This is a genomic window from Bacillus sp. N5-665 (assembly GCF_022637375.2).
Taxonomy (GTDB): domain Bacteria; phylum Bacillota; class Bacilli; order Bacillales; family Bacillaceae_G; genus Bacillus_A; species Bacillus_A wiedmannii.
Window position 1 is genome coordinate 4,404,266 of sequence record NZ_CP093325.1, and the last position, 15,338, is coordinate 4,419,603.

The following is a 15,338-nucleotide window of genomic DNA, read 5'->3' on the forward strand; positions in this document are numbered from 1 at the left end:
ATTTTTTATAAAATTTCATAACCCGGTAATGTTAAAAATGGTACGAATTCATCATTCCGAACGAGATTTGTAAACAACGTTGTCGCCTCTTGGAATCTCTCTTTCTTAAAGGCTTCTTTACCAATCTCTCTTTCTATTTTTGCTAGTTCTTCTTCTTTTAGCTCTTCCATCAATTCAAGCGTAATATTACGACCGTCATTTAGCTTTCCACCTTCATGACGAATCCATTGCCATACTTGTGCTCTAGAAATTTCCGCTGTTGCCGCATCTTCCATTAAGTTATAAATTGGTGCCGCTCCCCGTCCGCTTAACCAAGATGCGATATATTGAATGCCTACGCTAATATTTAGGCGCAGCCCCTCTTCTGTAATCGTTCCCACTGGTACTTCTAATAAATCCTTTTCTGTAACATGTATTTCTTCACGTTTTCTAAAAATTTGATTCGGTGTTTTCATAATGTGATTAAATACTTCCATCGCGACTGGTACAAGCCCCGGGTGGGCAACCCAAGTCCCGTCATGACCATCTAAAGCTTCACGCTCCTTATCTGCACGCACTTTTTCAAAAGCTGCTTCATTCGCTTCTGGATTGTTTTTAATCGGAATTTGCGCTGCCATTCCTCCAATAGCTGGTGCATTACGGCGGTGACACGTTTGAATGACTTTCAAAGAATACGCGCGCATAAACGGCGCCGTCATCGTGACTTGCGCTCTATCTGGAAGTAAAAATTTATTATGATTACGGAAACTCTTTAGAAAGCTGAAAATATAATCCCATCTTCCGCAATTTAACCCAGCAGAATGATCTTTAAGCTCATACAAAATTTCATCCATTTCAAACGAAGCGTGAATCGTTTCCAGTAACACCGTCGCTTTAATCGTTCCGTTTGGAATACCGATATATTTTTGAGCAAATACGAAAACATCATTCCATAACCTTGCTTCTAAATGGCTTTCCATTTTCGGTAAGTAAAAGTATGGACCGCTTCCTTTTGCTAAAAGAGCTTTCGCATTATGGAAAAAATAAAGTCCGAAATCTACTAAGCTACCAGACATATTCTTCCCATCAACTTGCATATGTTTTTCTTCTAAATGCCATCCTCTTGGACGCACAATTAATACTGCTGTTTTACTATTTAAACGATATTCTTTTCCATTTTCATTTTTATGTGAAATCGTTCCCTGCACTGCATCTCGTAAATTTATTTGACCTTCAATCGCATTTTCCCAAGTTGGTGAATTCGAATCTTCGAAATCTGCCATAAAAAGATGCGCTCCTGAATTTAAAGCGTTAATAACCATCTTTCTATCTACTGGTCCTGTAATCTCTACGCGGCGATCCTCTAAATCTTTTGGCAATTGAGCAATTGTCCAATCCGCTTCACGTATGCGCTTTGTTTCTTCTAAAAACTTCGGAAACTCTCCTGCATCAATTCTCTTTTGTTTCTCCGCACGCTTTTGTAAAAGTTCTATGCGGCGCTTATTAAAATTTTCATGTAGTTCCTTTAAAAAACTAAGCGCCTCAGGTGTCAATATTTCGTTGTACGCCGGTAACATTTCTCCGGGCAATGTAACCCGTGAAGTTTGCGTCGACATATTAGCATCCCCTTCTTAAACTGTTTTATAACAGATTTGATTTTATGTTTTATATTATATAACAAATCTTCAGAAAAGGAAGTTTTTTTTGAAAATTCATTTCATTTTTTTCAAAATACCTTTCTTTCGCGCTTTATTCCATACAAAAAAGGCCACTGTTATACAACAATGACCTTTTTGTATTATTTCCCAAAACCCGATTTACTAATTAAAGCTTATTGCTGTCCTTGTTCCATGTCATGCAAAATTGCTTTGTATAAAAACTGTGCGTATTGTTCTCTTTTTACTTTCATGGATGGGCCGAATTTATTATCTCCGATTCCCGCCGTAATACCATTTGTTTGAATTGCACTAATTGCATTTGTTGCCCATGAATTTGCTGAAACATCATTAAACGTATGAGATCCCTTCGCCTGTAAATCAAAAGCATTCGTAAGAACTTGCGCCATTTCCGCACGAGTTAACGTTGCTTTCGGTCTAAAGTTTCCATGCTCGTCTCCCATAAAAATTTCTAGTTCCGTTAAAGCTAATATCTCTTCAATAAAGTTTGTTGAGTTTTCATCGATATCCCCATATGGGTTTTCATATTCATCTTGTTCTTCTATATCAAATACACGATAAATTAAAGCTGCAACTTGCTCACGTGTTACGTCATCTCCAAAACCGAAAATTCCATCCCCATATCCAAAAATAATTTCGTTTGCCGCTAAATTATGAATTGCCTCTTCTGACCAATGTCCTTTTGGTACATCTTTAAATACAATTGGATTTGTATTTTGTAACGGTGCACTTTCTGCTTTTACATTGTTACTCTCTGCTGAGAACAACACCCCACCCATAATTGTTAATGCCGTAGCTGTTTTTAATAATTTTTTGCTCATCAAATTATCTCCCCAATATGTATATGTTTTTTTAAAAATATACATAACAAATGGTATAGTGACAATAGATTTTCCGACACATTTCGTGACGTTTTTGTGAATCATATTACACATCATGTCCTTTTTACAGGGTTGATTATAAAGCCCATGTATAACAATAAAAATACATAAAAACGAATAATAATTCTTCTGTAAACAAACAAAAAAGCACAAATAGTTCTATTTGTGCTTTCCTATTTCACGCTATTTCCAATCCTCTTTCAAATGATAATTAATAATCGCATTGTTTATAAATTGAGCATATTGTTCTCTCGGTACAGGGCGATTTAAGTCATACATACCTTTTCCAGTTCCTGTCACAACTTGATTAGATTGCAGTGCACTAATTGCCGCTTCTGCCCAATGTCCTTTTGGTACATCTTTAAATGTGTGCTTTTGTTTTGCTTCGAAAGCATATGCCTTTTGAAGCGCTACTGCCATTTCAGCTCGAGTAATTGGTGCTTTCGGTCTAAAGTTTCCGTTTGCATCACCTTTAAAAACACCACGTTTTGTTAGCGCCAAAATTTCCTTTTGGAAATCAGTTGAACTGCCAGAAATATCTTTGTATGGATTCGCTATTGCCCCTTCGTCTTTCATTTCAAGTGTTTTGTAAATAACTCCAGCCACTTGTTCACGTGTTGTAAGGTCTCCAACACCATACTTTCCATTTCCGTATCCAACTATTATTTTATTATAAGCTAAGTCTAAAATAGCATCATATGCCCAAAATCCATATGGAACATCATCAAATACAATCATTTCCGGATATTCTTCCGCTTTTACAGGGGCCACATTCGTTCCTGCAAATATACCGCCTACCATTGTCGCAATCATCATTACACCCAATATTTTTTTCTTCATTGTCCTCTCTCCCTATTTCTATTTTATGTTAAATAGAAAAATAATAGATAATACGAAGTTATCCATACTACATATGAAGTATCTTCAAATAAAATGAACTTCATTATTTCAGGAGTATTAATTTGTTGGTGAATGTAAGATAAAATGCAAATCTTCTAGAAGAACCATTTCGACTACCTTTCTGCTTTATACCTCCTTCTTTCTTATTTCAAAAAGGAAGCTGTCACATCTAAGGTGCTATATATTAAAAATTCTACAATCTCTTTGTGAACTCCTTTACATTTTTAAATTTCACTTTATTGACACAAAAAGACGCAAATAGTATATATTTGCGTCTTTTCAATATCGTTTGATCCGAATTATAAAGTAGCACTTTCCTTCATCGATAATTCATTTTCTGTTCCCTTGCGAAAAGTAAATGCCATTCCTACAAATATAAGAACAATCCCTACTACTTGCATACTAGTCGGTCTAAAGCCGGTAAAGACTGTATCTAATAATATTGCAACCGCAGGATCTAAAAACACTAATACCGAAATTAATCTCGTCGATAAACCTCTTAAACTGTCAAAAAATAAGTAATATACAAATCCCGTATGTATAAGTCCTGTTGCTGTGATCATCATCCAGTTCATCTCTGTTAACCCTTGAAACTTTCCAAAGTCTACGAATGGTAGTAATAAAAATATACCTAAAAATGTTTGTAAAAATGTCATCGCATATGCACTCGTATGCTGAATTCCTTTTCCTAATAAAGTGGTAAAAGCATAAAATAAGGCTGCAAGAAGTGCCCATACCATTCCAGATGACATTAATTTCTCTAACGACATACTACCGTCTACTCCAGCGACTAAAACTGTACCGATAAAACAAATGACAATGGACATAACCGCAAATACTGTAAGTCTCTCTTTAAATACAATACTACCAATCATTAATACGATAATTGGTGCAAGATGGTAAACTGAAATCGCAATTGTAATTGACATAACTTCAAACGCTTTAAATAAAAATACCCAGTTAAAAACGAGAAATACACCGCATGCTAATATTTGCATTACTTCTTTTTTATTCCATTTCTCACTTTTATACTGTCCTGTTACGAGCCAACATAATGCTAAAAATATAGTCGCACAAATGCAACGAACGAATACTAATTCAAAAGACGGTAAACCTGTTTGAGTAGAAAAAAATCCAATTGATCCGAAAATAGACATCGAAAGGATCATTTTTATAGCTGGCATTGATTTTTTATTAAACACCCTTTCTCTCCTCCTATAACCTACCTTTTACAAACGAAAAATCTCCAAAACATTACGTATTATTATATATTAGAATTGGAAAATTGTAAAAAATTAGAATATACAAAATAGCATCCTCACAAAATTCCCATAAAAAAGATCATCCTTTTTTACATAGGATGATCTTTTTATTCATTGAGAAGAATTTTTCTATATTAAAACTTAAATATACTACTACTTTTGAAGAGTAAATTGGGCAACTATTTGTTTTAATCTCCCTGCTGCATTATGCATATGTTCAATTGAAACCGAGATCTCTTGAACAGATTTTTCTTGCTGTTGAATAGACTCTTTTACCCTATCAGTTCGGTCAGATGATCTTTGGGATATTTGAGCCATGTCTTCTGCAGAAGCCGAAATCTCTTCACTACTCGCTGCAATTTCATCTGTAGACATAGATACCGTTTGAATTTGCTCAGATACTTGCTGTACTTTTTCTGTAATTTTTCCAAATACTTTTTCTGTATGCATTACTACTTGTGTACCTGCCTGTACCTCATTATCTACTTTCCCCATCATATGTACCGTATGGTTCGTTGTTCCCATAACTTGAGTAATAAGCTTCTCAATTTGTTTTGCAGAATCACTAGATTGTTCTGCTAATTTTCTTACTTCGTCTGCCACAATTGCAAATCCTCTACCACTTTCCCCAGCACGTGCAGCCTCAATTGCGGCGTTTAATGCTAATAAGTTAATTTGAGAGGTAATACCTTGCATAACATCAATGATTTTAACAATTTCTTCTGATTGTTCTTTCATAGTCTCTACTTGTTTCACACCGTTATGTACTGAATTTTGGATTGTATCCATCTGTTGAATCATTTGTTTCATTAATTTGTTACCACTCTCTGCATCTAATGCTGATTGAGCAGACAATTCATTTACAGAGGATGATGTATTCACTATACTCTGCATTCCTTGTGTCAACTCTTCCATCGCACCCGCAGTTTGCTCCATTGCTTGCATTTGACTCTCTGCGCCATTTGCAACTTCTTCAATATCTATAGTGATTTTCTTCGCTGCACCACTAGATACTTCCGATGCAGATACTACTCCGTCTGCATGTTGGAATAAAAGTTGAATATTATTCTCTACTTCTTGCATATTTGTTCTTAGCCCTGCAATCATCTCGTTAAAATCACTTACTAATACACCTAATTCATCCTTAGCATTATACTCACCATGTACAGTTAAATCTCCTTCTTTTGCTCTTTCCATCATACGACTAACCGTTTGTAAAGGAGCAACTATAAGCTTGCTAATAATATAACTTACTATACATATAATAACTGTAGTAACTACTACAAGAATGATAAAAGTAATAACGGACCGATCTATCATTTTTTGAGAATCTTTAAATACTTGGTCAGCTAAATTTGAAACATACGCTTCTAGATCTACAGCATAACTAGCTAACTCTACTCCCTTCGGTTTTAATTCCTTATGAAATTCGTTTACCATTTGAGATTCATTTGTTACCTTCGCTTTATCAAACAACTTCTTATATGTCTCCATATAACTTGGCAAAGATTTCTTCATCTTCTGAAACAGTTCATCCTCTTGCTTACTTAAATTGAAGCCATCATCATATTCTTTTAATAAAGAATCATATTTTTCAAGATCCTTTTCAACATTACCAATAATCCCCTCTTTATTTGTCCCCTCATTTGGTGACGCTGTAATTAATTCTAGTAAGTTATACTCTAGTGAATTTTGTGTACGAAGCATTCCTTCTAATAAAACTACAGAATGTTGATAATCATCTACTACAACCTCTGTATCATGCTTAATCTTATTAATAGAATTAATTGCTACGCAGCTCATAATTACCATGCTCAATACTGCTAATGAAATAAGCGATAATAATTTATATTTCACTTTTAAATTTTTTAAAAAATACATTTTTTCACCTTTATTCCTTTATATATAGATTTTTAGAATTTTATAGCTTATTATTCACAAAATCGCAATAAAAAGCAATGATAAATATTCCCAATATCAAACTTATATCTCTATAAAAAAGAAGTAGCATAATAGCTACTCCTTTTTGCTTTGTTTTTCATATTGTTCAAACGTATGAATTCTTTCGAAAATTGGTGGATGTGTGTATAGGAAAAACTTCACTAACGCAGGCGGATTTACTTGGCTTAAACTCGTTTTTGATAAATATTGAAACGTTTTTACACCAGATTTCCCATCTTTCGTTATATCTAAAGCATATTGATCTGCCGCTCGTTCTTCTATACGAGAAACATAGTTTGTTGCTGGCTGTGATGCAAAAGAGAGTACAGAAGAAATTAAGAAAAATAAAGGTAAAATCGAAAAACATGCTACTTTTGAAATTTGCAGCGTATCTCCCCATTTTCGAATACACATATTTATAATACGGCTAATGAGATACATCCCTATAAACGATAGCAACACATAACTCGCAACGCCCCAATATATATGTTTCATAACATAATGCCCCATTTCATGGGCCATTATAAATAAAATCTCTTTATCTTTTAATTGCTTAAGCGTTGTATCCCACATTACAATACGAGCGTTAGGGCCAATTCCTGTTACATATGCATTTAATGCATTCGTTTTTTCCGACATATTTACTTCATATACATGTTTAGCTGGAATGTCAGCTTTTTCTGCTATCGCTAAAATTTTCGTTTCTAATTCTTTATTTTTCAGCGTCGAGAAGTCGTTATACAGTGGATCAATAACGACAGGCTGTATGAATGTTAAAAAGATTGTAAATGGAACAGAGAGTGCCCATCCCGCTAGCCACCATCTCTTAGGGAATTTACGAATGAGCCATAACAGAACAGTAACTACGATTAACATCGTCGCATAACTCTCCCAAAAACCGATAACATGATCTTTTATCCAGCTTTGTGTACTTTGCGTTGAAATGCCGTAATCAACGGATACTTTTCGGCTAATCCATTGCATCGGCAGGGCTAGAACTGTTGTGAGTAGTGATAAATAAAAGAAATAAATCGCAACTTGCAGGACACTTATTTTCGTCGTTTCCTTCGACCATTTCTCAAACTTTCTTGAAACACCGAGCACAAGTACAAATAATAAAATAATCCATTCAAGAGGCGTCGCTAAAAAGTACAGTAAGTTTTTCACGCGCGAATAATCTTGGCTTAGCGTAAGCTCCCTTGCATTCATAAACGTTTCTGGATCTGCCTTTGTTCCTTTATATATTTCCGGAATCAGTTCATGATTCCATCCAAATAAATACCAATATATAAGCAACGCAAACCCAACGTACAAAAAAAGCGACCACCCAATAACCTTCCTCACGCTATTCCCTCCTCTATGCTGCCTGTCTATTATTATTGTAAGTTCGTACATGCTAAATTAGAACAAGCTTATTACGCGAATTGCTCGAGATCCTTTTATTTATATAAAAAAACTCTTCTACAAAAAGAAGAGTTTTACCTACCTTTAGACACTTTCTTCGGTTCATACTCTGGGATAAGAAACGTACTTACAACCCAACATATTAAACCAGCGCCTTTTATATAGCGTATATATTCATAGTCCTGAAAAAATAACGTCGTTACAATAAGTGTAAAAAATCCAATTAAAACTAGTACGTATCCTAGTTGCTTTTTAGATAACATAACGTGTCTCCTTAAGGAAGTACATCCACTAATAAACTAAAATCTTGTAAAGAAAAAGAACTATATTTCATAATACCTTGCACTGCTAAAAGTAAAATAAGACCAGTCACACACATATAATTAATGCTTTCTTCACTCTTTTTTTCAGCAACTATTCCGCCGCTTATACATAATATTCCTAACAAATGGAGTGCTAAATACATAAAGAAATAAGCTTCCTCCCAGCGAAGAATAACATTGACTGTCGTGATCAGCACAATACTAAGCAAAATCAAATAAAAAAACTTATTTGATGATATTGTTTCATTCATATAATTTTATACATCCCTTTCAAATTTCGAATTAATGATGTTTCAAAGCTATAAAGTAAATGATAGTTTTCATACTATAAAACAAAAGGAAAGCCACTATTACTTTCTCGAATACTTTATGAACCCACATATACTTCTCTTCATTTTTTTTGAAGATGCGCTTCATCATTTCTTCTACAATTAAACCAAATATTAGTAAAGCCCCTAACACAATAAGAAGAGAAATAATATTTTCTTTTAAATGAGTACTAGAAAATAAGTAATACTCTGGAAATACAATCGTATCTACTACAGGTTGCAACCAATGGCAAAAGCTTTTATCACACATATCTGTAAGAGACGTAGATTCTATAATGTCTTTCAATATTTTTTCAAACGTTTTCTTCATCTTACTTATCCCCCACTACGTCTGAAAAACTCTTTTCTTGCTCTACATATATAGCTGGCATTTCTTTACTCCAATATTTGCGGTTAACAAATAAAAAGATGAGTACTAAGTTTAATCCCGTCATAAAAATAATAAGTCCTGGAAAGAACGTCGTATAATTTGAGAAATCTGCAAAACTCATTATCTCTTCTTTATTTATTAGAAAAGAAGCACCGATTACAAATGCATTGTTTAACATGTGAATAGCAATTGGCATGAGTAAGCTATTTGTACGAATATATACGATCGATAGTACAACACTAAATACTACTGCGCCTAGGAAATCAACATGTAGCAACGCAAACAACATCGCTACTACAATGATCGCTATACTCGTTCCCCATTTTGCTGCAAAGCGTTGCAGTAAAAATCCCCGAAAAACAAATTCACCAATAATTGGTGCGATGAATACGACCATAATAACTTGATATACATAGCCCCCTGTACTATCTATAATCGGTTCACGTAATGCGTTCATAATAAATTCCGGTGTAATCCACGCAAAGCTATACATGTACAAAATAAGATACCCGTAACTAAATACGCATAACATAATCGCAATGTATAAAACTTGCACCAGGTTAAATGTTTCATTTTTATTAACAAATAATGAAAAGGAAACACGGTGTTTTCTATACTCATAAAAAATCCATGTAATCGGAAGGATGTAGAATATAAGAATATTTATAAAAGCAGAATTTTGCATATGAAATGTATTTTCTATCAATTCATTACTGACTCTTGCAACTAAAGTTAATAGTGCAAATACAATTAAAAAATATCTAGCTCGCATCGTTTGAAACGGATTCACACTCATCTCCTCCCCTATGTTACTTTTATCATATCATTTGATTCTTAATTTTTTGCGAAAGAAAACCTTAAAATTTCCTTAAAAATTCCATAAGTTACAGAAAGGTGATATGATATTCGAGGAAATTAGGAGGGATTTTTATGTATGAAGCAAATATTTTGCTCGTTGATGATGAAACAGCAATTTTACAATTATTAACTACCATTCTTGAAAAAGAAGGTTTTTCTCATATTACAACTGCAACATCAGCTGAAATAGCGTTATCTCTCACGCAGCAAAACGATTACGATTTAATTATTTTAGATGTCATGCTTCCTGGACAATCTGGTTTTGATATTTGTCCAATCATTCGCCAAAAAACAGATTGCCCTATCTTCTTCCTCACAGCTAAAACATCTGATGTAGATAAAATATCTGGATTTTCACACGGTGCAGATGATTATATTACGAAGCCATTTAATCCACTTGAAGTAGTAGCCCGTATGAAAGCACAACTCCGAAGACATATGAAACAAGCAGTACCAAATGAACAAAAAGCACACTCCAGTTCGTTTGGCAGATTTGAAATTGATCGATATTCCGCAGAACTTACAGTAGATGGACATGTTGTCGAATGTTCCGCCCAGCTATTTCAGCTACTACTCTTCTTTTGCGAGAATCCGAACTACGTATTTTCGAAAGAAGAAATATACGAAAAAGTTTGGGGAGCACCTGCCTATAATGGCGATGATAATACCGTTATGGTTCACATTCGAAAACTACGTGAAAAAATTGAACAAGACCCAAGTAAACCAGAATATATAAAAACCGTTCGCGGACTTGGCTATAAGTTCATTACAAAGTAGGGTGACAATATGAATTTTAATAAACGACTTATTATCCAGTTTATCATGCAACACGTATTTGTTTTAGTTACATTACTGCTTGCCGTAGTAGCTGCTTTCACTTATTTAATTTTCCTTGTTACTAGTACTTCATACGAACCGAATATTCCAGACGCTGATAATTTTATGATTTCAAAATATATCTCTTCAGAAGATGGCGATATTTCGTTAAAAGCTGAAGTAAAAGACTTAATTAAAGAAAAAAATGATTGGATTCAAGTTGTAGCGGAAAACGGAAAAATTCTCTATCACTTTAATACGCCGAGTGACGTACCAACATCTTATACGAAAACATCTTTATTCTCATATATACAGAATCATATAGAAAGCCCTTATACATTTACATATTGGGAAATTGAACTAGAAGAAAAGAACGTACTTGTTATATACGGCGGTATGTTAAAAAGCAATGTATTACTGAAAACAATACAGAAAGAGCACCCGTCTGTATCTACGGATTCGTTCACATTAACAGAAGAAGAAAAACAGTTACTTTCTAAAGAAAAAGCAGCACTTCAAATCTTTAATAGTGATGGCGAAGAAGTATTCTCCTATCCAGCTGGAAAGAAAAAAACGTTTTCTGCCATACAAGCTGCTCTTAGCGAAAAGGAACCGTGGAATCATAAAGAAAACACGTCTAGCTTTTACGACACAAATAGCAATTATCTTCTTGTTGTAACTGCCAAAAATGAGTACTACTATCCAGATGATGAAATAGACGATGTATTTACTAAAAAGTTTCTAATCGGATGTGGATTAATCCTTCTTATCGTATTTGTTTATTTAGTCATTCTTTCTATTTGGTACGGTAATAAATTTGGAAAACCATTATTACATGCGATGCGCTGGCTTAAAAATATAGCTGGTGGAAAGTACGAAGAGCCTGTTAGTAAAAAAGGGAAACCTGTCAGGTTCCGGCGATCTGGGAAAGAAAAATGGTCATTCCGCTTATTTAGTGATGTAACAAATTCACTAGAGCACCTTTCTATTACACTCAAAAAAAATGATGCAATGAGGCAAGTACTGCAGCAAACACGTGAAGAATGGATTACCGGTCTCACACATGATTTAAAAACACCACTTAGTTCTATATATGGCTACGCATTATTACTAGAATCACAGCAGTACAACTGGACTGATCGCGACATTCAACAATTCGGCAGCGTTATGAAAGAGAAATCTCAATATATGACGACATTAATCGATGACTTAAGCTTAACGTATCAATTAAAAAATAACAGTCTTCCTGCGCAGCACGTAAACATTGAAATGAATCAATTCGTCCAAAAAGTATTATTACAATTTATTAATAATCCGACACTTCAAAATCAAAATATTGAATTCGTACCGAGCTCAAATAAAATTCAATATTTCATTGAAGAAAAATGGTTCCAGCGTATTATCGAAAACTTACTCGTAAACGCTGTAAAACATAATAATGAAACGACAAATGTGAGCGTAAAACTTTCCCAAAACGCTACTTCATTTACACTCTCTATTTCAGATAATGGAAAAGGAATGGATGACAAAACGAAAGAGCTTCTATTTGAGCGATATTACAGAGGAACCAATACAGAAGAAAGCAACATCGGAACTGGGCTTGGCCTTGCTATTACGAAACAGCTCGTTCATGCTCATAACGGAACGATTTCTATTGATAGCGAACTTGGAAAAGGAACAACGATTATACTTGTGTTCCCGTTTCATTCGTAGAAAAGACGCTATGTGGCGTCTTTTTTTTGGCGGAGTTCAGAGGTAAATGAAATTATATCGGTGATTTTTCAAATATATCGGAGCAACTCAAAATATATCCGCGGTTTTCAAGATATATCGACTTACCGACAAAAATCATCAAATATAGCAACCTATATGAAAAAAGCGAACCACTCAGTGGCTCGCTTTTCTTTCTATTATTTCTTCTTCACCGGTATCCAAAGTTCAATTTGAGCGAACTCACTTTTATCTGCATGGGAACGCTCATCGTATAGTTCAAATTCATTAACGCCGCAATGTTCGTATCCTGAATGCGGGAACCATTCTGAAAATACCGCATTCCACGTTTGGTGGATAGACGATACCATTTCGTCATGAGGAACTTTCGGCGTTGTAAATACAGCATATGTCGCTGCTGGGAAAGTACGCTTCGCAACTTCATTTGGTACATTTTCAAAGCCTGTAACTTCCATTCCGATAATATAAGTGAAGTCGCCTGTTTCTAAATTAAAATCAGTACATAATCCAAGCTCTACCCATTGGCTCGTATCTTTCCGATTCGGAATTGTCGTTCCAAGATCTTTCTGTAAATATTCTTGCCAAAATGCTGGGATGTCTTGATGGTTTTTCCCTTCTTTACTTGTCGTCTTCAGTTCATAGCCCGCCATTAAAAATTCTGGTTTATTTACAATACGATATTCCATTTGTATGCCTCCTAAATACGGATTTAATTTTCTTTGCTTTACATTCACGCTGTAATACATCGGTGTTTCAATTTCTTGTTTTCGATATTCACTCGGTGTCATTTGAAATATTTTTTTAAAGGCTCTCGTGAACGTTTCATGAGATTGAAAGCCATGCTCAAATGCGATATCAATAACTTTTTCATCCGTATGAGAAAGTTGATAAGCTGCCCGGGCTAGCCTCCTCTTTCGAACATACTCCATTACTGTATCACCTACTAATGCCTGAAATACACGATGAAAATGCGACTCAGAAAAACCTGCAATACGCGCTAAATTACGCAGCGTCTGTTTTTCCATTACATCTTCTTCAATATAATCAATTGACCTTTGAATTTGTGTCTCATAGCTTTCCATCTCTGTTCACCCGCCTTATATGTATTATGATAAAAGAGAATCCTATCCAATTCTTGACGTTTTTTACTATAATTCCATGAAAAATTGTAACTTTTTTATATGTATTTCGTTGTTATGTATGAAGGGAGGGAAATGTAGTGAAACGCAAACAATCATTAGAAGACATTTACTCCGAGCATATGCAAGATTTATTTCGCTATCTTCTCTCCCTAACCGGAGATTCCCACTACGCGGAAGATCTCATGCAAGAAACATTTTACCGAATGCTCGTCCATATTGACTATTATAAAGGAGAAGAAATTAGGCCGTGGTTATTTACGATTGCCTACAACGCCTTTATCGATTGGTATCGAAAAGAAAAAAGATATAAAACAACGACAATTACAGAATTCCATTTACCAAACGTACCAAGTACAGAGCACTCTTATTTCGTAAAACATGAAATTGCTAGTTGGTTAGACAGCTTATCTTCTCTCCCCCTTGAAAGACGAAATGTGTTACTACTACGAGATTACTACGGATTCTCGTATAAGGAAATAGCCGAGATGACTGGTCTCTCACTAGCGAAAGTGAAAATTGAATTACACAGGGGACGAAAAGAAACGCAAAGCATAAAGGAGTGATCAGGATGGGTTGTACAAAGTTTAAAAAACTATGGGAGAAGTACGAAAACGGAACGCTCACGCATGATGAACAAGAGCAGTTAGAAAGTCATATTGAGACATGTGAAGAGTGTGATGCTTACTTAGATGAGTTGCTTTCAAAAAGTGAACCAATAAAGAAAAGACTACTACCACAAAATCTTAAAGTCCCGTTTTGGAAAATAAAATGGAAACAGCGTTGGCAAACCGTTAGTTTTGTCCTCGCTGTTTGTATAGCAATCTATTTTGTTGATCATTTTTCATCTTCTTTTTATTTCTATAATATGAAAAAATTAGCTGAAGTAGATGAGATTCCAGCACTCGCACTAGAAGCAACCATGCCAAATAGTCGTTCCACTGGAGGCAGTACAAAAATAAAACCCTTTTTTCGTACAGAAAATGAAATGAATTTAGTTAAAACTGTCGGCAAAAAAGAAGTTCAATTCGGTACAGTAACAACGAAAAGCTTCTTATCTTCTGTAACTGTTACAAATAAATCTTGGGCAAACAAATTGAATTACTCTAATCTTTATTTTGTTCATCCAAAAATAAAACAAGGTGATCACTTAAAAAAATCGTCTAAAAAAGTTTGGGATACACTTACAAAAGTACATGAAGGAACCGTTGCAGAAGTAGCAATTTCTTTTGACAAACCATATACGTTAAAAGAACTAGAATCCATACTATATAGCATATTTGAAGCACAAGAAATGCCACCAACTCCTGTATGGTACGCTTTAGACACAGGACAAGAGAGAATAGATGAGGAAGATTTCATCCTACATGGCGGAGAGGTTATCGGATTTCCAGAACATATAAACCTCCCTGATAGTGAAACAGAACGACCGAAGACAAAAGAAGATGAAGTAATCGAAATGATGCGCATTCTTTCTGAGCATAAAAAAACTGTAAGTAAAACTACTTGGACTCCTGAAAAAGATCTGAACTTAGATAAGCGCTATCAGTATGTAAAAGATAACGGTGTCAAAGTATACGGCATTGTCATTACTGGCCCGTCAAAAGAGTTATTAAAATTACAAAACTCACCGAATGTGCGTTATGCGACTCTTGGAGATATTGAGGTTTGGAATTGGTTTGATCAGTGATGTGAAAAAGTAAAGCATCTAGGGGTGATGCTCTACTTT

The 15,338-nt window shown here is 34.8% G+C and carries 15 protein-coding genes and 1 pseudogene; 4 read left to right on the plus strand and 12 right to left on the minus strand.

The window, feature by feature from the left end:
* Positions 1-5: 5 nt before the first annotated feature.
* The 11 genes and pseudogenes from aceB to MNO09_RS25260 all read right to left on the minus strand — a co-directional run bounded on the left by aceB (position 6) and on the right by MNO09_RS25260 (position 9,861).
* The gene (aceB, locus tag MNO09_RS25215; RefSeq protein ID WP_000107301.1) at positions 6-1,595 is read right to left on the minus strand and encodes a malate synthase A; all 1,590 of its coding nucleotides are present in this window, start codon (positions 1,593-1,595) and stop codon (positions 6-8) included.
* 215 nt (positions 1,596-1,810) lie between these two features.
* On the minus strand, positions 1,811-2,581 hold the full coding sequence (locus tag MNO09_RS25220) for an S-layer homology domain-containing protein (RefSeq protein ID WP_116480629.1): 771 nt from the start codon (positions 2,579-2,581) through the stop codon (positions 1,811-1,813).
* 138 nt (positions 2,582-2,719) lie between these two features.
* Positions 2,720-3,376, minus strand: a complete 657-nt coding sequence (locus MNO09_RS25225; protein ID WP_000727108.1) for an S-layer homology domain-containing protein — start codon at positions 3,374-3,376, stop codon at positions 2,720-2,722.
* 359 nt (positions 3,377-3,735) lie between these two features.
* The gene (locus tag MNO09_RS25230) at positions 3,736-4,638 is read right to left on the minus strand and encodes a DMT family transporter (protein ID WP_000482318.1); all 903 of its coding nucleotides are present in this window, start codon (positions 4,636-4,638) and stop codon (positions 3,736-3,738) included.
* A gap of 213 nt (positions 4,639-4,851) precedes the next feature.
* Positions 4,852-5,805, minus strand: coding sequence for a methyl-accepting chemotaxis protein (locus MNO09_RS31085; protein WP_417852388.1), 954 nt, complete (start codon positions 5,803-5,805; stop codon positions 4,852-4,854).
* 42 nt (positions 5,806-5,847) lie between these two features.
* A pseudogene (locus MNO09_RS31090) lies at positions 5,848-6,579 on the minus strand (MCP four helix bundle domain-containing protein); the annotation flags it as partial.
* A 135-nt stretch (positions 6,580-6,714) separates the two neighbouring features.
* The gene (locus MNO09_RS25240; RefSeq protein ID WP_001233330.1) at positions 6,715-7,983 is read right to left on the minus strand and encodes a M48 family metallopeptidase; all 1,269 of its coding nucleotides are present in this window, start codon (positions 7,981-7,983) and stop codon (positions 6,715-6,717) included.
* A gap of 134 nt (positions 7,984-8,117) precedes the next feature.
* A complete protein-coding gene (locus tag MNO09_RS25245; RefSeq protein WP_000949426.1) occupies positions 8,118-8,306 on the minus strand; it encodes a hypothetical protein in 189 nt (62 codons plus the stop codon).
* A gap of 11 nt (positions 8,307-8,317) precedes the next feature.
* Complete coding sequence (locus tag MNO09_RS25250; RefSeq protein ID WP_002096806.1) at positions 8,318-8,617, minus strand: hypothetical protein; 300 nt, start codon at positions 8,615-8,617, stop codon at positions 8,318-8,320.
* A 31-nt stretch (positions 8,618-8,648) separates the two neighbouring features.
* Positions 8,649-9,005, minus strand: coding sequence for a hypothetical protein (locus MNO09_RS25255; protein ID WP_000750607.1), 357 nt, complete (start codon positions 9,003-9,005; stop codon positions 8,649-8,651).
* A gap of 1 nt (position 9,006) precedes the next feature.
* Entirely contained in the window at positions 9,007-9,861 is an 855-nt protein-coding gene (locus MNO09_RS25260) for a CPBP family intramembrane glutamic endopeptidase (protein WP_078182908.1), read from the minus strand.
* Positions 9,862-9,995: 134 nt separating this feature from the next.
* Between MNO09_RS25260 and MNO09_RS25265 the strand changes: the two genes are divergently transcribed.
* Both MNO09_RS25265 and MNO09_RS25270 read left to right on the plus strand, forming a co-directional pair.
* Positions 9,996-10,700: a response regulator transcription factor gene (locus MNO09_RS25265; protein ID WP_000272689.1), complete on the plus strand. Its 705-nt coding sequence runs from the start codon at positions 9,996-9,998 to the stop codon at positions 10,698-10,700.
* A 9-nt stretch (positions 10,701-10,709) separates the two neighbouring features.
* Positions 10,710-12,452 carry a sensor histidine kinase gene (locus MNO09_RS25270; RefSeq protein WP_001010474.1) on the plus strand — a complete coding sequence of 581 codons (1,743 nt, stop codon included), beginning with the start codon at positions 10,710-10,712 and terminating at the stop codon, positions 12,450-12,452.
* A gap of 197 nt (positions 12,453-12,649) precedes the next feature.
* Here MNO09_RS25270 and MNO09_RS25275 read toward each other — a convergent pair whose 3' ends face one another.
* Complete coding sequence (locus tag MNO09_RS25275) at positions 12,650-13,552, minus strand: AraC family transcriptional regulator (RefSeq protein WP_000446838.1); 903 nt, start codon at positions 13,550-13,552, stop codon at positions 12,650-12,652.
* A gap of 137 nt (positions 13,553-13,689) precedes the next feature.
* Here MNO09_RS25275 and MNO09_RS25280 point away from each other — a divergent pair, with 137 nt between their 5' ends.
* Together MNO09_RS25280 and MNO09_RS25285 are read left to right on the plus strand one after the other, a co-directional pair.
* Entirely contained in the window at positions 13,690-14,175 is a 486-nt protein-coding gene (locus tag MNO09_RS25280; RefSeq protein ID WP_000823984.1) for an RNA polymerase sigma factor, read from the plus strand.
* 5 nt (positions 14,176-14,180) lie between these two features.
* Positions 14,181-15,299, plus strand: coding sequence for an anti-sigma factor (locus tag MNO09_RS25285; protein WP_000501951.1), 1,119 nt, complete (start codon positions 14,181-14,183; stop codon positions 15,297-15,299).
* Positions 15,300-15,338 lie beyond the last annotated feature (39 nt).

Coding starts and splice junctions, on each gene's coding strand:
- aceB (WP_000107301.1), bottom strand. CDS start 1,595: ATGTCGACGCAAACTTCACGGGTTACATTGCCCGGAGAAATGTTACCG.
- MNO09_RS25220 (WP_116480629.1), bottom strand. CDS start 2,581: ATGATTCACAAAAACGTCACGAAATGTGTCGGAAAATCTATTGTCACT.
- MNO09_RS25225 (WP_000727108.1), bottom strand. CDS start 3,376: ATGAAGAAAAAAATATTGGGTGTAATGATGATTGCGACAATGGTAGGC.
- MNO09_RS31085 (WP_417852388.1), bottom strand. CDS start 5,805: ATGATTGCAGGGCTAAGAACAAATATGCAAGAAGTAGAGAATAATATT.
- MNO09_RS25245 (WP_000949426.1), bottom strand. CDS start 8,306: ATGTTATCTAAAAAGCAACTAGGATACGTACTAGTTTTAATTGGATTT.
- MNO09_RS25250 (WP_002096806.1), bottom strand. CDS start 8,617: ATGAATGAAACAATATCATCAAATAAGTTTTTTTATTTGATTTTGCTT.
- MNO09_RS25255 (WP_000750607.1), bottom strand. CDS start 9,005: ATGAAGAAAACGTTTGAAAAAATATTGAAAGACATTATAGAATCTACG.
- MNO09_RS25260 (WP_078182908.1), bottom strand. CDS start 9,861: ATGAGTGTGAATCCGTTTCAAACGATGCGAGCTAGATATTTTTTAATT.
- MNO09_RS25265 (WP_000272689.1), top strand. CDS start 9,996: ATGTATGAAGCAAATATTTTGCTCGTTGATGATGAAACAGCAATTTTA.
- MNO09_RS25270 (WP_001010474.1), top strand. CDS start 10,710: ATGAATTTTAATAAACGACTTATTATCCAGTTTATCATGCAACACGTA.
- MNO09_RS25275 (WP_000446838.1), bottom strand. CDS start 13,552: ATGGAAAGCTATGAGACACAAATTCAAAGGTCAATTGATTATATTGAA.
- MNO09_RS25285 (WP_000501951.1), top strand. CDS start 14,181: ATGGGTTGTACAAAGTTTAAAAAACTATGGGAGAAGTACGAAAACGGA.